Raw genomic sequence first — 20,102 nt, forward strand, 5'->3', positions numbered from 1 at the left:
GCATAAAGAAGAAACAAGGCCCCATCTAGAACCCTGCTCCCATCAGGGTTCTTTTTGGTGATGTGTACCGGAAAGAGGTATTATGTAAACTAATTTTGAATATCGTATACAGACTAAAAACAGAAAAAACTTCCTGTTGTGTAGGTTGTTTTTTCTGTTTTTTTGATGATAGTTGTTAACTGATGTCTCACATTTCAAAAAAACAACTTTTTTGTTTGCTTGTCCACACCATTTCACCTCTTTGTGCATTTTATAGTATTAAAGGAGGTGAAAAGAATGAATGAAGATATTATTTCGATTGGGGCAAATTGTATAGTCAGAATTAGAAACAGATTCTTTCTTCTAGTAGAAATTGAAGTGGAAGTTGGAAATGTAGCCATAGAGGAATTTGTTTTTATTCGAATATCTGAGAGAGAAGCTAGAACATTGTTAGCAGGAGGTATTCAACGTTGTACTATTTCTAATTCTATTCCTAGGTCTGGAGATGATTTAGAAGTAGAATTCATTTGTGTTTTAATCGTAGGTGGGGAAGCATTTGAGGTTTTTGATGTAGAAGACGATGTTGATGAGGCTGTACTTGTTCCAATTTCATTAAGAGAAGCCCAGCGTTTAATCCGTAGAGGAGCAAGACGATGTACAGTTATTAATAGATAAGATTAAGCCTCATGGGAGCTAAAGAGGTTTCATTTTGTATGGCTTCTTGTAAGAATGATTATGTAAATATGAATATCCTCCAGAGTACTTAACTGGAGGATATTTTTGTAGACTTCTAGATGTATTAACTACCGATAATTTTCATTATGTTAACACCATATACAGCCGAAAAAGAGAATAAAAGAACCTAAAGATAAAATATGTCCAAGCTAACTTATTCCTTTTCTATATAATATTAAAAAAGGAGATGAGAAAGTGAGAAAAGATAAGTATAGCTCTTCAGACAAGGATGAAGTGAAAGTGAGAAAAAATAAGAATAGCTCTTCAAACAAAGATGAAGTGAAAGTGAAAAAAAATAAGAATAGCTCTTTAAGTAAAAATAAAGCAAAAATAGAATCGGCACACCAAGAGTGTATTGACCGTGCTTATCGTATTCCCATATTTTTAAGTACGACAACTCATTTAAATGACAACCAACAACGGTTCCTAGACCGTCTAATTTCAGAGATTGAGAATGCTTTGCTTTTTCCGCGTACATTACCTTTAAGCGAAAGTTATCCTGAATCCATTTTAACTGATATTCGTCGGCTAGTTTCATCAAGCTATGGAATGTTGGCAGTAAACCTTCGTCGTTTTAAAATTCAAACAGTTGACGTCAATACAGGACCCCTTCCACCATCCACTCCATTCTGGGTAGGATCAGTTTATTCACAAGTAGAACCTTCAATGGCTTTTCAATTTGGTCTACCCTTATTATTAGTAAGGGAAGAAGATACTGACGCAAATAATGGAATTTGGGCAGGAGGAATTGCTCCACTCAACCTATTTATAGTTTGGCATTCTGAAACTCAAACTGTAGATGAATTCTTTAACACTCCTGAATGGAAATCAGCCTTTGCAAATTGGAGTGCACAAGTAAGAAATGCTTTTTATATTCAGACCAAGCCTGAGTTCAAGTACAGTTGTGAATGATAAACTGGTACTTTTGCATCAAGTCGAAAATATACAAAGTTTTGTTCACCCTTATATATTTTCGACTTATTCACATAAAGATAAATATCCCCATTTGGTTACCAATTACAAAATTGAACCCTAAAACAAAAAGATTTACTTCATTAAAAAAACAGCCTTTAATGAAAGTAATTCACCAGTTGAAAGAAGTGTCAAGGACAGTGAATTGTTTCTTTAAAACCTTTACTAAAAGTAAATTTGTGCTTACTTATTATACGCTTCACCGAGGTTTAAACTAACTTTTTTATAACATAATGTATCCAATTCCTTCTTCCACAATCAGGCCCTTTAGTTTAATAAGTTTTCTAAGGAACACATGAATAATCTATACAAAACTAGTTAGATTCTATCTTTTTCCATTTTTAGGTGAGAGCCTCAGAGAAATTTTAAACTCACTTGGGCACAGCTCTACAGGCTTAAAATCCCCCTTTCTAGAAGCTAATCAGCTTGAAGCTGATATCAAATCGCCTTAAGGCAATTAAGGAGATTAGATGTTTAATTCAGATCCTTGGTTAACAGTACGAAAACGTTTTTTACTTTTGGTTTGTTCTAAGGCTTGAACAATATCTATCCATATAAAAAAACATTGACTAAGTCTCAGCCAATGTTTTTTTTATTTGTTGAATCCTTTATTTTATCTATTATGTTTAATTGGAGGCATTGATCTTTCATTTTAGAAATGGTATAAAAGCGTTTTTTTCTGTCCTCGTTGTTTAGATCTGACAGTCTGCCCCTTTATGTTGCATCTGTTGGTTCAATTTCAAAAGAAATTTCTTTTGCTGCTTCTAAAGCCATTTTTTTAGCCTCTTTTTTATAATGTGATGATGTTAAAATATATCCATATCGATGACCCATTGAGGTAGGTGGCCTTAGAATCGCCCCTTTTCTTGGTTTTATATAAACTTCTTCCACCCCCGGATAATTAGAACTACGTTCTTTTCCTATAACTTTAATTAGTTTTCCTTTAGAATGGACTGTTAAATAATGAGCGTATACATATTTATAGTGATTTTTAGTCAAGGAAGGTTCATTTCCTAACATTAACTGCATAGTTTCCTTTACTAAGTTAATTCCATGTCCAATTTCAATCATACGATTCATAGCTCCGCCTGATATTCTTGGATTTATCTCAATTAATTTCCAACCATCATTTGCTCTACGTAACTCAAGATGACAAGCTCCATTTTTCATATCAAAAGCTTCTATAATAGAACTGACAGCATCGAAAAGACTATGATATAATCTATCATTTAATTGTCCTAATAAAGAATAACCTGTGACGATAAAACGTTTGAAAATTGTGATCTCCTGTTCAATCACAGCAATAATATAAATCTTTCCATTATGGACTAACACCTCAATTAAGTACTGGGGTCCATCCACATATTCCTCAAGTAAAATTTCTTCATTAGGTAATTTTTTCAAAAGAGTTTTCATAGATGAATGTAACTCAGTTTTATCCTTTGCCAATAATACATCTTTTGATCCTGTTGATTTGGGGGACTTCACGATAAGAGGAAAATTTATTTCTTCAGCTTTAAGAAAAGATGACAATGATTCTGTTGGTTTGTAAATTAAATAATTAAGTGAAATTGGTGTGTCCTTAAGTACATTACGAGTCAATATTTTGTCTTCCATATGATAGATTGCTTCAGTGGACACAGAACTTTGACAGAACTCCTTTGATAAACATGCAGCTACATAAACAAAAGGATCGATAAAACTAAAAATCCCTTGTATATTTTTCCCTTCCTTTTTTAACTTTTTTATTATTGTAACTAAATTATTATAATCGTTTGTATCAGTGAAAATCATTTGATGTACATCTGGGAATTCATTTCGTTCCTCAAGAAATTTTTTTCTGCGAGTTAACAAAACCGTAAAGAAATTAAGTTTGTTTGCTGCTTTAATTGCTTCTCTACTCGATCCAGATTTATTTGTTTCAATAAGTACAATAGTATCCATAAACATTTATCATCCTATTCTAAGATTTCATCATATGAAATACATATATTTCCTTCTCTTAATCTATGATATAAAAAAAGGACAACCAGGGTTCATCAAAAACAAATAATATATGAAATTAATGAATATACCTAAACAATTAAGAGTAAGGGAAAGGATGGTTTTTATGACTTTAATCGGCATGCTTCATCATCGTAAAGACCCAATAAATGCAAAAAAAGCTTATGCTTTTGCTGTAGTTGCCAAAGGTGAAGGAATAGACTTTTTTTATTTCACTCCAGGGAAGGTGGATTTGAAAAAAAAAGTTATTTTAGGAATGGCCTACGAAAAAGGCAAATGGGTTGAGAGAAAATATTCTTACCCTGATGTTATTTATAATGCTAGCGCCCCTGTAAACGATAAAATGGCAAAAATAACTCATGAATTAAGCAAGATTATCCCATTCACTAGTCACTCCGTTGGTGATAAATTAACCGTTTATAATAAGGTGAATCAGGCTAAGAAATTTACCCAGTATCTTATTCCTACTTCAAAACTAACTAGCTATAAGGTCTTGTTAGATATGGTTGAACGCTATAAAAAAATAATCGTAAAACCTTTATCTGGACATAAAGGGGCAGGTATCTTCTTTGTAGAGAAAACGGATAATTATTATGATATTAGTAAAAACGAACAAAAGTTAAAACTTAGTGAAAACCAACTAATAGAGTTTATCGAGAGTCAGATAAGCGAGGGTACTTACTTAGTTCAGAAGTTTATAACATGCAAAATAAAATCTGGAAATGTATATGATTTTAGACTACATGTGCAAAAAGATGGAAATGGAAATTGGGTAATTACCTCGATATATCCAAGAATAGGTAGAAAGGGAAGTATTGTATCAAATCTAGGTAACGGCGGTTATACTTGCTTTACCGACATCTTTTTAAAACAGGAATTTAGTGATAACTACTATAATATCCAAAAACATCTCGAACAATTTGCCCTACAGTTTTCTAACCATTTTGAGTCTCTATATGAAGATGTACTATTTGACGAGTTAGGACTTGATGTGGGACTTGATAAAGAAAACAAATTATGGCTTTTTGAAGTTAATTGGAGACCAGGTACTCCTATCACCAGTAATGGTGAATTGAATGTAGTAAAGAACATGATTCAATATGCTCGATATTTGGCTAATAAAAGCAAACAGGATTAGATGTCTTTTATTTATATATAGATATTAGCATTTTTAGTTTATATAATTTACATTCTGTAATCTTAAAAAAACTCTCTACTGCTAAAGGTGTTTTTCTTTTACGTAACAACATCAGTAGATCGTGGAATAGATACTCCACCAGTATAGTTACCTATTTTAATCACCTCTTTTCTTTGATTCTCATTTAATATAAAGAATCAAAGAAAAGAGGTGATTGCTTGTACAAGTGCTTATTTTTTAAAAAGGCTTTTTAGTGGCTGTACAAACCTCAAAGACCTTTCTAAGAGCAAATTAACTTAAGTTAATATAAAATTGCTTTAATGCAATAAAAAGAGATTATAAGGCTATTACATACCCAATTCAGGTCCCTGACTTCTATTTGTAGAAATCGTCCGAAGACGTTTTTTAGTTCCGGCTTGCTGTAAGGCTAGTTGTTGTTGTTCTTTCAGATTTAATCGCTTGTTCTAAGCTTGAACAATAATATGAACTCCTTTTAGGGCATTTTGATTCGTCTGAAGCTGCTTTTGCGTTTTAGGTAGATCAGTCTTTTCTACTTCTTGAAGACGTTGTTTTTGTTGTTTTAACGCCCCTGGACCTTTATATTGCAGGCTTGTAAGATTTTCACGGTAGTGTCCTGCTTCATGCTGTAACTTTTCATAATGTTGACATACTCGTTTAGATACTAAACGTACTCTTCTTCAAGCCTTTAGGCGTAGACGGGGAAATTTTTTCACGCATATCAAAGGAAGCGTACGGATCTCCTTCTCTTAGTGGTCCTATCGCAAATCCGGTTAACGTAATTTTGTGATAATGTTCTCCTCCTGCCTAGATTCTCAGTCATTGTTTATTTAGAACACAGATCTAAATAAACATAATCTATCATTGATCCATCTTCTAAGAGAAAACTCGTTTGAATATCTCAAATTTTCACTGGCAACATTCTTTTCAATACCCTCCTCTAATAATCTTTGATGATATTGATACGTTTGCAAAACTCGTAAAATTCCCTTGAGGATATAGGGTGTAGCTTATTATGATACATCCCGCGCCCTCCGTGTTTGGTTTGGATATACAAGATTTCAACGATACTTCCAATTTTCTCTTCCACACAGGCGACAGAACAAGCTGTATAGACAATCCTTTGGTCAATAAAACCTTTCCCAATTACTTGATAGTACACGCCTTCCTTCTGAGAAGAGACTTTTTCGCCACATGAGGGACAACCCCACACCCAGGAATGAAAAGGATGTTTCTTTTCCAACGTTTTTGCTTGAAGAATAATGTCCACTTGTGACAACTCCTTTAGCTAAATGTCAGGCTAGTTTGAATCGAGCCTTTCCATTCATTCTCAATAGCTTGTCTAATTGTCGAAATTAATTCACTTTGGCTTGTCTCTTTATTCGCGTAGTCCATGAAAATACCTGCATCTTGAATGTACTCAAAGTATTTATCGCTTCCTCTAATACATAAACAATCAGTCTTTCCGCTTGTTCACTTTTCACTGTTAGAAAGCCATCTGACTATACATTCAATGCGTGAATAGCATCAAGGACTTTGTGGTCTTTTGCCTCTAAACTGTCTAATAAGTTTAATAGTTTTTCAACCATGGTAGACCTCCTGTTTTGCTTCTAAGATTCATTTATATAAAGAGAGGAATAAAACCCCCTCGGCGCTTATTCCTCTAAAGTAAGTTCAAAAATAAGCTGGTAATTACGGTCGGTTAAGTCGATTTCAATGATTTGAACATCTTCCCCGTACCAATCCGTTCCAGTAATAATTAATTTGGCCGTATTAAAATAAAATTCCTCCGAAAAATGCGGACGGAACACATTTCCTCCCTCTTTCTCTACAGCCTCATACTTTTTGACTTCTCGCAAGTAGAGATCCGCATAGAACGGATGCTCTTTCCAAAAGGCTCTAGCGTTCTTTTCAACATGTGATTGGATATAGGTTTGACGCTCTTTAGTGCTCATTTTTCTTATATGGCGAGGATAGTCTAAAATGTGACTCTCGATAAATGACCCCTTTTCATCACGAAAGAAATCACCATACAGCCCTTCAATCGAAAAATCATCAATATGCGCTCTAATACCAAAATCCTCTTGTTCTTCTAGTTCACGGTTAACAAGAATAGTAATGACTTCTTCTTCGTTCTCTGCTTTCGCAACGGCAAAAAGGGACTCCCCTGCATTGATAGCGAATAGTTTTGTCACATTGTGCTCCCCCTGGATTTAATTTGATAGTCTTTCCCACAGTATTCAAATTTTCCGCTATAGGTGATTGTTTTAGGGTGTACTTTTAAAGCAAGGGAGGATAAGGTCCCCCCTTCCTATTTAGACATTTATTATTTAGGAATATATTTTAAATAAACATACTCTATTAATACTTTAGTTTCTAAGGGATTTCTGCACATTTTAATTAGGAAGCTGTGTCTTTCAACTGGTCATGTTGACGCAGTATAGCTTGCTCCTCTGGGTTTAGTGCTTTCCCTATATCCTGTTTCAACTGTGCCATTTTTAACGAACTGTACGTAGAACTGTGCTCTTGTAACAAGCTTTCTTCTTTTGGCGTTAACTCTTGCCCTAAGTCTTGCTTTAATTGAATCATTTCAAGCTGTTGATCCAGAGAAATAGTTGCTTCCTGTGTACACTCATTTTGCTTCTGTTCAGCTTTTAACCAAACAGGAACGACTTCCTTACGGATGATATGTTTAGGCGTAAATAGTGCTGATGTTTCAGCTTCAGTATGTATGTCTGACTCGGATGATTGTTCTTCGGTATTCTCTTTTAGTAGATTTGTAAATTGATTGTATGCAATTTGATAAACAAGACGGCACATCTCATCTAGTGATAGGGGAGTACCCGTATGATTAGCCTCATGGACATATTTATCTAACCCTACAATGACTGTATAGGCTACTTCATGTACTTGTTCTTTGATAATCTCAATCTCTGTATCTCGTTTCACAGCTTTTGCCGCATTTTGAATACGAGCATAAAATTCTTTTAGTTGATGCCCATATTTACCTGCATACACGTTATTTACTTTCTTAGGCACACCTTTGATATAAGCGAATGACTGTGCAACAGACATTAAATGATTATTTATATGATTTACAGGTAAATCAAGGTTAATAAAGGCATTGGACGTTTTTTGGCCCTCTAAGCTTGCTGTATCAACGTTTTCAGCATGTTCAGGAGTTGTCACAGGAGTTGTCACAGGAGTTGTCATTTCTTCTTGGTGAAGCGTTTGTACACCTGTTGTATCATGTGCAAAAAAGATCTCATCGCAAATTCGATTAAAATTCTTATGGTTTTTAAGGACAAATACATAGCTGTCAGGGTGAGCACCTGTTGTATCTTCTTTAATGTAACGTGCCACAAGTATAAAGGGTGTATCTTTTAATGATTTCACAAAACGAGAAACCGTACTTTTAGATGCGTTAAATTTTTTCATCAGTGTTTCTGAACGGATCGCTTGAATACCCGTAGCTACAAGATTATAAATTACATGATCTAACATTTCCATTCGTTTTTTAGGGAATTCTTTATGTAAGGCTAGTTGTTGTTGTTTAAAATAAGTACGGAGTGTTTCCAGAAATTCTTCTTTTGTTGTACGAAGGGTAGCTTTTTGTTGCCATAACCATTTTAATCGTCCATTGAAGGTATCTACATCTTTTAAATAGCAAGTCAATATCTTGTTCATCTGTTCATCTTCTCCTTTAAGGAACACAAAAAAGACACTGTCTCCCTGGTGAAAGGAAAACAATGTCTTGATTTAGATGAACGAAGCCCTTGAAATAGATGTCAATTTCGTATAAAATAAAAACATAAGTTTTATCTTATCGATAATGAAACTATTAACAAGAGACTTCGACAAGTGTTTTCCCTACTGTGTTTAGGGTGAACGGTTTAAGAGTGTTGTCCGCACTTCTTAAACAGTTGAAGTCTTTTTTCTATCCGCACGTTTTTGTTAGTTTTATTATAGCGTTAAGTAGTCTCATAATTCAATAAAAATCAGCAAAATATATCAAAACAAGTATATTTAGCTATGAATATTGTTATATGGCTGTAGAAATCAATTTGGCTATATATAACACTTCAAGCTAAGGAGAAGAGTTATGCATACATATACATGGAGTTTTCAGTTAAGATTCTAATAAGTCTAAACTTACTTGGCTTTTATGGTATTTTTTATAGACTTTGGCGGATTAGCTGAAGCCTATGGTTGAAAGAGGGGATAGCTATATCTTAATTCATCCGACAAGTTCCTCGACGATTTTAAGATGTTTTTTTGCTTAATCTGATAGTGTAACTTTTGAATTAAGTATAGTAAAAGACATTATTCTTTTGTAGATGCTGCTTCTTGCATTGTTTTCTTCTTCTCAGTTACCACAACATCATGATGCAAAATCTTCTCTTTATTTTTTCCTACATACGCTTGCAACGCCTTCGCAATTTTTTCTGCTTCTTCTTCACTTTGAATCTCAAAGTATTTCTCGAAAATCGCGCCGACTTGAATCAGTCGTCGTGTTCGCTCTTTTCTCTCTTTTTCTTTTTTACGCGCTTCAACCTGTTGTTTCTTCGCTTTCATCTTCTCAATTTTTTCTTCTAACTCCTGAAGAATCTCCTCATCTGTTCGCTTTTTCGGCACCCATCCTCATCTCCTTTTTCTATTCTCTAATGTTTAAATTGATTATATCAAAAATTGAGATAAATCGGTATCTTTAGCATAGATTCTCTCACCAGGATATGGTACAATCCCCTTAGATCAAAGAGATAAGGGCGCACTTATACATCGTACCGATGTGTGCGGTTCCTTCGGAACGAAAAGACAAAACCAAAGACCCATTCGCCTAGATGGCGAATTTCATAAAACCTGTTTGCCTATCGGCAAAGATGAAACCATCATCTGACACCTTTGGTGTTCATGATGCTGATTTCATCTAAAGCGTTGATTAGTGCACCTTGTGCTCTCATCAACTTATTCCCAATCCACTAACCCATTCTCAAGAAAGGAGGAAAGAATTATGGCTATCTATCATCTATCAATGCAAATCATCAGCCGTTCAAAAGGACAATCGGCCGTTGCTGCAGCTGCTTATCGCAGTGGCGAAAAACTACATGATGAACGTACGGATGAGCAAAAGTTTTATGCTCGTCACGTACAACCTGAAACCATGATTCTGACTCCTTCTAATGCGCCAGAATGGATAAAAGATCGAAACCGTTTATGGAATGAAGTTGAAAAAGTAGAGAAGCGCAAAGACTCACAGTTGGCACGCGAATTAAATATTGCTTTGCCAATTGAACTGAATCATGACCAACAAAAAGAACTCATTCAATCCTTTGCTCAAAATGAGTTTGTTCAAAAAGGAATGGTTGCTGATATTGCCATTCATCGTGATGACGCCAATAATCCTCATGCTCATATCATGTTAACTATGAGAAACCTAGATCAAGATGGATTCGGCAAAAAGAATCGTGACTGGAATGCTGATTTTGCGAATGCAAAAGAAAATAATCGTGGGTACGTAAAAAATAGCAAAGGCTGCCTATCCATCCGTGAACAATGGGCGAACTATGCTAATCAAGCACTAGAACAAGCTCAAATCAATGAACGTATTACCCATCTTTCTCATGAGAAGCGTGGACTCGAGACTTTACCAATGGTTCACTTAGGCCATGTCGCACATGACATGGAGAAGAAAGGGAAGAAAACAGATCGTGGCCAGATCAATAGAGAGCGCCAAGACTACAATAAGGCTGTAGTTGATTTACAAGCCTACCGTCACCAAAAAGAAGAACACTTAAAGAAAATGAAGGAAAAAGAGAAGCAATTCAGCTTTTCTACGGATATAGAGAAAACCTATATTCAAAAAGCTGCGTCTCTTGTAGGTCAAAAGGTTATTACCTTAGAAGATATTACAGCACGCCACGAGGAACTACGCAAAATGAGTGATCGTCATGACCCTATTGAACGACACTTTCATGTACAACAACAACAATTCCTGAATGTCAGCAATTATTATGATCGTGTGAACGATTTAGAGCGTGAAATTCAACAGAACGAAGAGAAAGTAGAAGAACTTAAGAAGTCCCTTAATCCGTTTAAACTCAAAGAGAATAACATGATGAAGCGCCGTCATCTTGATAAAATTTCTGATTTAGAAAGTAACAAAGAAAGCTATGAAAGCAGCATTCAAAAGCATAAAGAATCTCTTCGTTTTTCAACCAAAGAAGAGTTCTATCAGCGTTACCAAGAATTCTCTCAAAAGAAAGAAGATCGACTCAATCAGATTACGTATGAGAAAAAACAAATTCAAGTCGAAACTAGGGTACTATTACAAGCTGAAGAAGCTATTAAACAAGCCAAAATCCGTGAGATAAGCTCTTATTATCCAGATCTTAAAACAGCTGGCAAGTATCTTGCTTACAGCAGTGCATTAAAGCTGGAGCAGTATCACGATACTGCTCAACAAAATCAATTTAGGCTATCTAACATCAAACAAAGTCTAGAAGCTAACCAAAAGAAGCTAGACGAGTTCAAAAAACATCAGAAAATGGTTCGTATAGAGAAAGAACATGTCTCAACTATGCGTAAAGAAGTAGAGAAGCTTGCCAGCGTGGAGAATAAGCTTGATGAATTAGACAGAAATCCAGGAGAAAAAGCCAAACGACTTGTCTCGAAAAAAGCTCGTCAAGATTATGAAGAATTACAAAGTGAAGCTAAATATGGGCGTGAAAACCTAAAAGAATTGGGCTATAAAGGACAACAAGATTTACAACAACAACAAAGTCGTATAAACACAATGGAGAAAACAGTCGTTCCATGGTTAGAAAAAGAAATAAAAACACATGAGAGCAACATAAACGCTTTAGATACGGTTTTTAAGGCTATTCAACAAGCAATTCATAGTCAAGAACAAACGCAGCAAAAACATCAATTAGAGATAATGAGAAGTACAACTATAAATAGAGCAAAGAATAAAGGCCCCGATCTTAGTCGTTAAACATAAAAAATTGCCTTAAGGCAATTAGAAGCAACTTAAAGTTGTGATTGCTAATAAAGGGTGGTATTTCAATCTGTCAGATAACAGTTTCTCTACTACAGAGTAACCAATCATCCCTGGTCATTGACTTATAAGAAATAAATGAAAAAATAGTAGAAACCTTAGATAAAGTGAGCGCCTGTCCAAACCCTTTTCATTACTTTGCATACTATAAAAGTGAGCAACCTCCTTGCTCTTCCAATAGATTTCGGCTCTTACATTGCTATCAGGCGAGAGAAAAAACTACTTTTGGGGCAAACAGTAGTTTTTTCTGTTTTTAGGATGTATATGATTTACATAAAAGTAATTGTCCAAGCAAATTTACTCAACTAAGCATCTTATATAGGAGAGTTTCAAAAGAAAAGTAGGAGAATGATTAATTTGAACTTACATGATATCAAAGGATCCTATGATGCTGTGTTTAGTTTGGGAAGTGCTTGTAATCCAGCTATTCAATTTCAACGCCTTAATTTAAAAAGATTTACATCAAGTCCACTTGATTGGAATTACTCCCCATTCCTTTCCGATGTAAATAGATTGTTAAGAAATAAATTTAATGGATTTATGGAGCTTGAAAACATGCGTGTGATAAATGATAAGGGAGTTTCTATGTACGCTAATGAAGGAGTTTTTGTTTTTCCAGATAAAGGGCTTCACAAACCTATAAAATCCTATTTAGTACTAGATACTGTTTATAATATTTTTTCTGCTCATGATTTCCCTATTATTCCGAATCAAAAATGGTTTTTAGCTTATTCCCCTTTTAAGAAAACACTTAACTACCGAATAGAGAGGTTTTTAGATAAAGTAAAAAGTAGTCAATCCATTTTATTTGTTAGATGGGTAGCTAATTATCAAGAAGCAGTTGAATTAGAGTCTACCTTGTCTCAGATAACGAGGGGTAGCTTTAAAGTCCTTATCCTTAATCCAGTAGAAGGTCTGCAAGGAATTAGTGAAGTAAATTGGGGATTAAGCAGAACTTGTGTAGTTAACGTTCCCGACGATCCAAATAGTAATGTAACATGGGATTATGTCTTAACCGGAGTAACATTAACTAATTAAGGGGTTGTTTTAGATCACTAAATCGTTTAATTTATAACAAATTTTTTATTAAGAATGGAACATAAAAAAGCCATTGATATACGCAGTGGCTTTTTTCTCTTTTTAAGCTGTATATCGTCTATATCTTTAGTTAACATAATGGATTTTTGAGGTTGTGTATAAGATTAGCACTTGTCCTCACCTTTATCATTGCTTTACATATTATAGATTAGGCACTTTAATTTCAATTTCATCAGTCTTTTCCTTTTAATGTCCTACTAGGATCTTTGAATTTCTATTGGGTTCAAAAAAACTACTGTTTGAGTTCACCTCAAGAGACACAGTAGTTTTTAATTTTTATTCCTTTATATCCATATATGTGTAAATTTATTTTTAAAAATCTTTCAATTGTCTAATAAAATTAGATCTTATATATTCAAATAGCTGTATATCTAACTCATTATTTTTTTCTATCTTCTTTATTATTTCAGTTGATACTTCACTGATTCGAGGGCGGGATTTTGTAACATTCTTCTTTACATATTCAATATTATTCCAATTAAATTTATCTCTTAGCAATTGAAGTGATTCATTAAACATCTCTGTTATTCCAACTAATTCAAATGCCTCTAGATTTTCTTTTGCCTTTTCTAAACTTATTTGAGAAGTTGGCCCACAGATTTGACGGATTTGCCCATTCTTAGCTTGGGGGTCCCAATCAATGTATTCCTCAAAAGGCATATTCCTCATACTATTTTCATAATAACCTGGATATGTTTTTAAAAAGTAATATAATGATATGACGCGTTCAACAGGATTTCGCATCATAGTAAAGTAAGTATAAGGTTTAGAAAAAAGATCATGTATGCCATAGGAATGGTGACCAGATATTGCTTTGATTACTTTTTTATCCTCTTCTTTTAACTGACTAAAATGCTTACTCATTGCTTCTAGAGGAACATGATCATATATCTCATTCTCAGTATAAGATCTTTTAAAAATTTCATTTAACGTAGTTCCTCCAGTTTTAGGAATGTGCATAAAGATAATAAGCTTTTTCCCCATTCAAAAATGTACCTCCTTTTTTAAAACTCACTTTAATTCTTATGTTCCAAATACAAAAAGCAAATGTCCTGTGTAGAAACGTATTATGGAACAAGCATAGTCATAAATTATTAAAATCAAAAACCCTTAGAACCAATGATTCCAAGGGTTTTTGATTAAGTGATGAAAATAACATAAATCATTGCCATATGATTTTCTTAATTTTAATGTATTCCCCTTTCTACTTTTAGGAACTTGACAACTTAAAGAATAATTTTTAAGATCTTGCGCAAACTACACAAGATGCCATAAGGTATCCAATAATCCAACACAAATCTCTTATCCAAGAGCAGAAAAACCAACCTTTAGGACTCAGAGGTTGGTTTTTCTGTTTTTAAGCTGTATATCGTATACATCTTTAGTTAACATAATGAAAATTATAGGTAATCATAAAAGGAACCTTTAACTTCTACTTGTATACTCCCACTATATCAATCAAAGTTAATAAAATTTTTATAATATCAGCACTTGTCCAAACACTTGTAATTACTTTACATATCATAAATTATGCGACGAAACCTTCTGTCTCTTTCTATAAATAAGAGAAAAAACTACTGATTGTACACACCAGTAGTTTTTTCGATTTTTAAGCTGTATACATTATTCATCTCTAGTTAACATAATCACTCTTCCAGTACACATACAAAAAAAGAACCCTTGGCGTAAAAGGATTCTCAAAAGGTTGGTTTCTCTCCAATATGCAGCTTTTTATACATATTGAAAAACTACACATTTTTAGATAATAACAACAACCGCTCCGCTCCTGCTACGCTAAAAGAGCGGTTGCCTGTAAAACTAAAGTTAATTCGCTTGTAGGCGCTTATAGAAACCTTAGAAAGGGTAGTTCTAAAGAGGAAGTTCTTTCTTATGGCATAATAAAGAATTAAAAAAGATCTGGAGCCGCTCTCCTGGTCCTTTTTTATGCTGTAACAGCTGCATGAATCTTGTTCCATTTTTGGCGTGAAATGATTTTAGGAAAAACATCTTTTTGTCTGATGGCATTCTGCTCTTTGCTGCCATTATATGAATTAAAGCCTGTATAGCTTTCTGTATCTAACATTCTTCTAATTGTAGTAGGTGTCCAGTTCTTATTGCTTTTTGTTTTAATACCTTCCTCATTAAGCTTCTTAGCAATCCGGTAGCAAGTACGGCCCTCTATAAATTCATCAAATACACGTTTTACAATGGCCGCCTGCTCTTTATTTATCTTAACCGCTCCGTTTCCTACCTCATATCCATATGGAACCTGGCCGCCTGCATATTTATTTTTTAAAGCTGTAGAAAGTCTACCGCTCCTTGTCCGCTCGTTTATGACTTCCCTCTCGAACTCTCCAAAAGTAGAAAGAATCCCTAGCATCATACGCCCTATCATGGTACTTGTATCAAAAGATTCAGTAATACTTACAAAATCCATATTTAATTCCGAGAGCTCAACCTTAATGAATTGCAATAAGTTAAGCTGGTTTCTGTGCGCCCTATCCATTTTCAAAACGACTACACTTTCAAGTTCGCCCTTATGATCTGCAAGATATTCCATCATCTTTTTATATCTTGGTCTATTTATATTGCTTCCAGAAAAACCTTCATCTCTAAAAATCTCAACTAACTCCCACTCTTGGGAGATACAATAAGCTTCTATTCTTTTTATTTGTTCCTCAATGGATGTATTTTCAATTTGCGAATCAGATGATACACGAACATAGCCAACAACTTTTTTCATTATGTAATGTTCCTCCATGTATTAAAACCGATTTTTGATACTTTTATTATAATTTATATGTTCATTAATTCAAATTACTGTATACATAATATTGATATATCCGTTGATACATAAGCTTTTTGTTCTTTTTTTCATGAATGAAAAAGAACAAAAAGCAATTAAAAAAGAAAGGAAAAAAATTATCTTGCTCGAATTATTGAAAATAACGCTGTATGATGTTTAAGGAGCGGAAGGCGAATACATAAGATTGGAGGCCACAAATGATTATTAACGATGATTATATGAATTCAGATGAAATATCAAAGCTCCTGGAATTAAGCGGAAGCAATGTAAGGAAATATTCTGCCGCGCTTGCAAAGAGCGGTTATGATTTCAAGACTGACAATAAGAAAAAGCGCTACTATACACATAGCGACTATGAAACATTGCAAAAGCTAAAATTCCTCGTTCAGCATAAAAATCTTTCTTTAGAAGTAGCTGCAAATACTATTATTGAGGGATTGGAAAGGAACCGCTCCGCTAGCCGAGCACATAACGAGCATACAGAAAATGAAGAAAATAATCGCTCTTTAACTGATCCGCAAGCTTCTGAAAAGTCACTACCCCCGGAAGTCTTAGGAGCGCTAGCCGATCAGTTCAAACAGCAACAAGAGGTAAATAAACAGCTGTTAGGAATAATTGAAGAGTATAAGACCGCCTTAAGTGATTCTAAAAATGATTTAAGGGAATTAGAGGAACAAAGGCGAGCGGATCGCGAGCAAACAAGCAAGCAACTGGAGCAGCTGCAAGCCAGTTTCGACAAGCAGGCTGAACAGATGAAAAAACATATAGAGAGCCGCGATAAAGAAATGATGGAATATATCCGCTCATCTCAAAAACACCAGCAACAACATTTATTGGAAGCAGCGGCAGCCCAGGAAAAAGAGACAGAAAATAAAAAAGGCTTCTTTGCTCGTCTTTTTGGGAACTAAGACAAGCATAGAAGCGCCGAAAATAAACAGTCTATTTCATTACAGTACCATTGTTTTATGAAATAGAGAAGGATAACTGAGTTATTCAATATTTTACCCTGAAAACCCTGCAAAAAACAAAAATGCCTGGATTTACACCAGGCATTTTTGTTTTATCCTTTTAATTAGTTCAACATAAGTTAAACTTGTGCGAGCGATCAGAAGAGCGGAACGCGAGCGTAAGTTAAACCTAAGTAAATCTAATCCCGCTATGTTAACTAACTTTGTATATCATATACATCATTTTTGTAACTAGTTTTTTAATTCAATCGAAAAACTGATAAAAATTAGAATCAGGAACAAGAGGATTCTTTGCTTGATAACTTCGCATGACACACATTGGACATTCAGAAAGGGAGCCCACTTCTTGGCGGTCTCGCCACCGATCAAAACTATCAATCAAAAGTACATGGTCGCCAACCAGCCACCATAGAAAGGAACAGGATAGTGACAAGGTATGCGATGAAGGATGAACGAACTATGAAGAAAGCGAAGATAAGCAAGCACTCATACATTATAGCTATCTAGACGTGGCCAGAACCATTATGACAAGAGGACAAAGCGAAGGGATGCATGGGTAGAGGCGGTATGTATATATGCCCCGACTGGTGTCTGAATCAGATACACACTAACTTTCAATCTTTTCATGCATAAGCGTGTTGCTATCGAATGCTACAAGCAAATTAGAAATGCATTTACGAGCTTACTTCTTTACCAATTTCTCCACAGTAGTCCAAAAACATAAAAAACCTACTCCCTGTGCTTTGGGAATAGGCTAGATGACGTAAATTGTTTGAAACAATCTCCAATACGCTTTTTCTATTTTACAACAACTTGATAGATAAGGCACTTAAAATTTTTTCAGTTCGTTAATACCAATGTTTTGTAGTTCCTGTTTCCACGTTTCATTTCAGGAAGTGGTGCTAAAGTTGCTATCGAAATTAAAGGTGAATTTTCTAACATAAAAGAATATAAATTAAGGTGAAATGAATTAGTAATATCACTATTGGATGGGGTGGCTAAAATGTTAGTAAGAGACATGATTGAAGCTATTAGTGACAAGAAATTAAAGGTAAATGACCTTGCGAAAAAGTATGAGGTTTCAGACAGAACTATTCAGACGAAAATTAAGAAATTAGGTTTCGAGTGGGACAGTGTAGAAGGCAAGTATAACTTTGTAGGAACAGATGAATCTATATTCGATAAGGACACCGATGAAGTATTCAAGAAGAATAGTAAAACTACTAAACAATTAACGGGCACATTTCCTATTCAAAAGAGAGTGAAAAAGAATATTCAGACGGCTAATAAAGAAGTAGCAAGTTCAATTCAAAAAGTTAATAAAAATAGACCCGAAAAGGATAGCGATATTGATAGCGAATCTATTATCAGGAAGAATATGAAAAAGAATAATAAAAAGAAGATTGATAACATTGATCGTCTGTTAGCTGGGAAGAAAGCAAGGCGAGAATTTAGGGGATTTTATTTGGATAACGATGTACTACAGATCATTGACAATGTAGACAGTGGAATTAAAAGTGAACTGGTGAATGAATGTTTAAGGAAGGTGTTCAAAGAGAAAGGACTTATCTGAGGTCTATACAGCCCCGTACAGACGTTTTAGATAAGAGGATAATGAAAAATAACCAAGACAAAAGACACTCATTAGAGTGCCTTCTAGTCGGCTATTTTGACTTATTGAATCGTCTTTGTTGAAATTCCGCAATCTTAAACACCATCCTAGTGTAAAGATCAAGTGCGTAATCTACAGACACGTCAAACTTATCACTTGCCTTCACAGCAACTTCCCTATCGTGAATATCAGGGTCATATGTATCTAAAACTTTATCAAACTCGTCCCGCATATAGCGATAAACGTCTCTTTCCTCAGGGTATCGGTCAATTAGTGCTTCAACCTCAGGGTCACGATTGTTTTCATCAAATCCAGCCATAATGTCACCACCTTTCAAGCAGTAACCTTCGACGAGAAAAGACTTTTTCCCTGCTTTCCTTTCAAAGTGTGACTAATAGCAGAGATTCACAAATAGGGTTAATCAAAAAAAATTAAAAGTGTTGAAATCCCTGTGTATCAGTATTTTTGGCTTGAAAAGACTTTCACACACTCGCAGGTAATCTCTAAGTCCTGTAAATACTGATATTATTAGTATAAAAAAACGTTTTCACTACTTTTATCGTTAGCAAAATAAAAAGCAACCTCAGTATTGGCAAGGCGAGGTTGCTTCCTAAGAAATAGAATTAGAGTGTGGTTCTTGTTTAGTTTAGTTTAAAGAGGCTTAGTTGAACGTTGTTTCCAACACTATCACAAGTAATTATTGTCGTAATAGGACCCTGTGTAGTTATATTTCTTAATTCAAGTATTGAGTTATCTGGAATAGATAGAATAGTATCTCCAACAATTGGTTTGCAACCGCGGCCTTCTGCTTGAGTAATTTCAAGTCCAAAATTAGCTTGTTCGAGTGGAACTTGGACATTATTTAAGAATAATGCAACAGTAGGAAGGTGAGGAAATGCAGCTGGATTTGGACCAAAAACAACTGTGTTATCGGTTATCACAAAATTCACTCTATAATCTCCTCCGTTTTCAATAAAGATAGTGGTGGGATTTAACAGGGAGACTCCTCCAGCAATCGGTTCTTGCATATTAAAAGGAAATGCAGTTCCAGTTAGTACTGTTACAAGACTAGTATTATTGAAAAAGTTACCGTAAGCAGGGCAAGACTTAGGTGGGGATTTTGGATATGAGGATGAACAAGAACAAGGCTGAGCACAATAAGAGTCGTGCTTTCTTTTTTTAGATGAAGACATATTATAACCTCCTTTTCTCAATATACTATATTCAATGTTGAATATTTTTTTTTGCCTGTATGCTTGTCCACTAAACTATGTAAATATTCAAATATTGTAAATATTAATAAGTTTCTGTAAATCAGATTACTGTAGATGAGGATACGGCATATTTATAAAGGACAGACTTTTTATATCTTCCTTCCACCTGGATCCTGAGAGCTCGGTTATATCGAGGACGTATAAAAAACTTCTTAGTCAACAAATCTATTCTTCCTATGAACCCTTGTTGTGTTGAGCAAGGGTTTTCTTTTTGAGGTTATAAAAAGAGTTGCAAAATAAAAAGCTACCTCGCCAGTGGAAGCGAGGTAGCTCATAAATAGGGTTCATACGTTGAAATTTGTAAAAAATAGTCTGATTATTAATATATCATATTCACATGGAAGATCAATTATGTGGAGTGTTTAGCATATGTATAAAAGGTGCGATTTTTATACATTTTTCTGTTACTTAAGCCTTGGATAATCAGCGTTATATCAAGGA

General features: G+C 34.6%; 16 protein-coding genes. 7 read left to right on the forward strand and 9 right to left on the reverse strand.

Features of this window, described 5'->3' with window-relative positions:
- Nucleotides 1–276 precede the first annotated feature (276 nt).
- Together AC4NPH_RS30450 and AC4NPH_RS30455 are read left to right on the forward strand one after the other, a co-directional pair.
- On the forward strand, nucleotides 277–654 hold the full coding sequence (locus tag AC4NPH_RS30450) for a hypothetical protein (protein ID WP_098315447.1): 378 nt from the start codon (nucleotides 277–279) through the stop codon (nucleotides 652–654).
- A 300-nt stretch (nucleotides 655–954) separates the two neighbouring features.
- Complete coding sequence (locus tag AC4NPH_RS30455) at nucleotides 955–1,626, forward strand: hypothetical protein (protein ID WP_371399902.1); 672 nt, start codon at nucleotides 955–957, stop codon at nucleotides 1,624–1,626.
- Nucleotides 1,627–2,400: 774 nt separating this feature from the next.
- Here AC4NPH_RS30455 and AC4NPH_RS30460 read toward each other — a convergent pair.
- Nucleotides 2,401–3,630, reverse strand: a complete 1,230-nt coding sequence (locus tag AC4NPH_RS30460; RefSeq protein ID WP_098315448.1) for an ATP-grasp domain-containing protein — start codon at nucleotides 3,628–3,630, stop codon at nucleotides 2,401–2,403.
- A gap of 166 nt (nucleotides 3,631–3,796) precedes the next feature.
- On the opposite strand from AC4NPH_RS30460, the gene AC4NPH_RS30465 reads away from it, so the two are divergent.
- Entirely contained in the window at nucleotides 3,797–4,828 is a 1,032-nt protein-coding gene (locus AC4NPH_RS30465; RefSeq protein ID WP_098315449.1) for a YheC/YheD family endospore coat-associated protein, read from the forward strand.
- A gap of 958 nt (nucleotides 4,829–5,786) precedes the next feature.
- Here AC4NPH_RS30465 and AC4NPH_RS30470 read toward each other — a convergent pair.
- The 4 genes from AC4NPH_RS30470 to AC4NPH_RS30485 all read right to left on the reverse strand — a co-directional run bounded on the left by AC4NPH_RS30470 (nucleotide 5,787) and on the right by AC4NPH_RS30485 (nucleotide 9,481).
- Nucleotides 5,787–6,116, reverse strand: a complete 330-nt coding sequence (locus AC4NPH_RS30470) for a hypothetical protein (RefSeq protein WP_098315436.1) — start codon at nucleotides 6,114–6,116, stop codon at nucleotides 5,787–5,789.
- 385 nt (nucleotides 6,117–6,501) lie between these two features.
- Complete coding sequence (locus AC4NPH_RS30475; protein WP_098315437.1) at nucleotides 6,502–7,041, reverse strand: hypothetical protein; 540 nt, start codon at nucleotides 7,039–7,041, stop codon at nucleotides 6,502–6,504.
- Between the two features lie 205 nt (nucleotides 7,042–7,246).
- Complete coding sequence (locus tag AC4NPH_RS30480) at nucleotides 7,247–8,533, reverse strand: replication protein (RefSeq protein WP_098315438.1); 1,287 nt, start codon at nucleotides 8,531–8,533, stop codon at nucleotides 7,247–7,249.
- Between the two features lie 636 nt (nucleotides 8,534–9,169).
- Nucleotides 9,170–9,481 (reverse strand): hypothetical protein, encoded by a 312-nt coding sequence (locus AC4NPH_RS30485; RefSeq protein ID WP_098315439.1) that lies wholly within the window; start codon nucleotides 9,479–9,481, stop codon nucleotides 9,170–9,172.
- A gap of 376 nt (nucleotides 9,482–9,857) precedes the next feature.
- On the opposite strand from AC4NPH_RS30485, the gene mobQ reads away from it, so the two are divergent.
- Together mobQ and AC4NPH_RS30495 are read left to right on the forward strand one after the other, a co-directional pair.
- Nucleotides 9,858–11,840 (forward strand): MobQ family relaxase, encoded by a 1,983-nt coding sequence (mobQ, locus tag AC4NPH_RS30490; protein ID WP_098315440.1) that lies wholly within the window; start codon nucleotides 9,858–9,860, stop codon nucleotides 11,838–11,840.
- Between the two features lie 411 nt (nucleotides 11,841–12,251).
- Nucleotides 12,252–12,941, forward strand: a complete 690-nt coding sequence (locus tag AC4NPH_RS30495) for a DUF1796 family putative cysteine peptidase (RefSeq protein ID WP_491939345.1) — start codon at nucleotides 12,252–12,254, stop codon at nucleotides 12,939–12,941.
- Between the two features lie 372 nt (nucleotides 12,942–13,313).
- Here the strand turns inward: AC4NPH_RS30495 and AC4NPH_RS30500 are convergent, their stop codons facing one another.
- Together AC4NPH_RS30500 and AC4NPH_RS30505 are read right to left on the reverse strand one after the other, a co-directional pair.
- A complete protein-coding gene (locus AC4NPH_RS30500; RefSeq protein WP_098315442.1) occupies nucleotides 13,314–13,985 on the reverse strand; it encodes a sulfotransferase family 2 domain-containing protein in 672 nt (223 codons plus the stop codon).
- A 958-nt stretch (nucleotides 13,986–14,943) separates the two neighbouring features.
- Nucleotides 14,944–15,744: a recombinase family protein gene (locus AC4NPH_RS30505; RefSeq protein WP_098315443.1), complete on the reverse strand. Its 801-nt coding sequence runs from the start codon at nucleotides 15,742–15,744 to the stop codon at nucleotides 14,944–14,946.
- A gap of 260 nt (nucleotides 15,745–16,004) precedes the next feature.
- Between AC4NPH_RS30505 and AC4NPH_RS30510 the strand changes: the two genes are divergently transcribed.
- The gene (locus AC4NPH_RS30510) at nucleotides 16,005–16,715 is read left to right on the forward strand and encodes a MerR family transcriptional regulator (protein WP_098383169.1); all 711 of its coding nucleotides are present in this window, start codon (nucleotides 16,005–16,007) and stop codon (nucleotides 16,713–16,715) included.
- 1,063 nt (nucleotides 16,716–17,778) lie between these two features.
- Nucleotides 17,779–18,348 carry an HTH domain-containing protein gene (locus tag AC4NPH_RS30515; RefSeq protein ID WP_098598666.1) on the forward strand — a complete coding sequence of 190 codons (570 nt, stop codon included), beginning with the start codon at nucleotides 17,779–17,781 and terminating at the stop codon, nucleotides 18,346–18,348.
- A gap of 91 nt (nucleotides 18,349–18,439) precedes the next feature.
- On the opposite strand, the gene AC4NPH_RS30520 is transcribed toward AC4NPH_RS30515, so the two are convergent.
- Complete coding sequence (locus AC4NPH_RS30520) at nucleotides 18,440–18,706, reverse strand: hypothetical protein (protein ID WP_061860478.1); 267 nt, start codon at nucleotides 18,704–18,706, stop codon at nucleotides 18,440–18,442.
- 322 nt (nucleotides 18,707–19,028) lie between these two features.
- Entirely contained in the window at nucleotides 19,029–19,580 is a 552-nt protein-coding gene (locus AC4NPH_RS30525) for a hypothetical protein (protein WP_491939346.1), read from the reverse strand.
- Between the last annotated feature and the right edge of the window lie 522 nt (nucleotides 19,581–20,102).

The organism is Priestia sp. MDV22-iso46, assembly GCF_058629175.1.

Bases quoted from the DNA above. Each gene is read 5' to 3' on its own strand.
- AC4NPH_RS30520 (WP_061860478.1), bottom strand. From the start codon at position 18,706: ATGGCTGGATTTGATGAAAACAATCGTGACCCTGAGGTTGAAGCACTA.
- AC4NPH_RS30480 (WP_098315438.1), bottom strand. From the start codon at position 8,533: ATGAACAAGATATTGACTTGCTATTTAAAAGATGTAGATACCTTCAAT.
- AC4NPH_RS30500 (WP_098315442.1), bottom strand. From the start codon at position 13,985: ATGGGGAAAAAGCTTATTATCTTTATGCACATTCCTAAAACTGGAGGA.
- AC4NPH_RS30515 (WP_098598666.1), top strand. From the start codon at position 17,779: ATGTTAGTAAGAGACATGATTGAAGCTATTAGTGACAAGAAATTAAAG.
- AC4NPH_RS30460 (WP_098315448.1), bottom strand. From the start codon at position 3,630: ATGGATACTATTGTACTTATTGAAACAAATAAATCTGGATCGAGTAGA.
- AC4NPH_RS30465 (WP_098315449.1), top strand. From the start codon at position 3,797: ATGACTTTAATCGGCATGCTTCATCATCGTAAAGACCCAATAAATGCA.
- AC4NPH_RS30525 (WP_491939346.1), bottom strand. From the start codon at position 19,580: ATGTCTTCATCTAAAAAAAGAAAGCACGACTCTTATTGTGCTCAGCCT.
- AC4NPH_RS30510 (WP_098383169.1), top strand. From the start codon at position 16,005: ATGATTATTAACGATGATTATATGAATTCAGATGAAATATCAAAGCTC.
- AC4NPH_RS30505 (WP_098315443.1), bottom strand. From the start codon at position 15,744: ATGAAAAAAGTTGTTGGCTATGTTCGTGTATCATCTGATTCGCAAATT.
- mobQ (WP_098315440.1), top strand. From the start codon at position 9,858: ATGGCTATCTATCATCTATCAATGCAAATCATCAGCCGTTCAAAAGGA.
- AC4NPH_RS30450 (WP_098315447.1), top strand. From the start codon at position 277: ATGAATGAAGATATTATTTCGATTGGGGCAAATTGTATAGTCAGAATT.
- AC4NPH_RS30495 (WP_491939345.1), top strand. From the start codon at position 12,252: ATGATTAATTTGAACTTACATGATATCAAAGGATCCTATGATGCTGTG.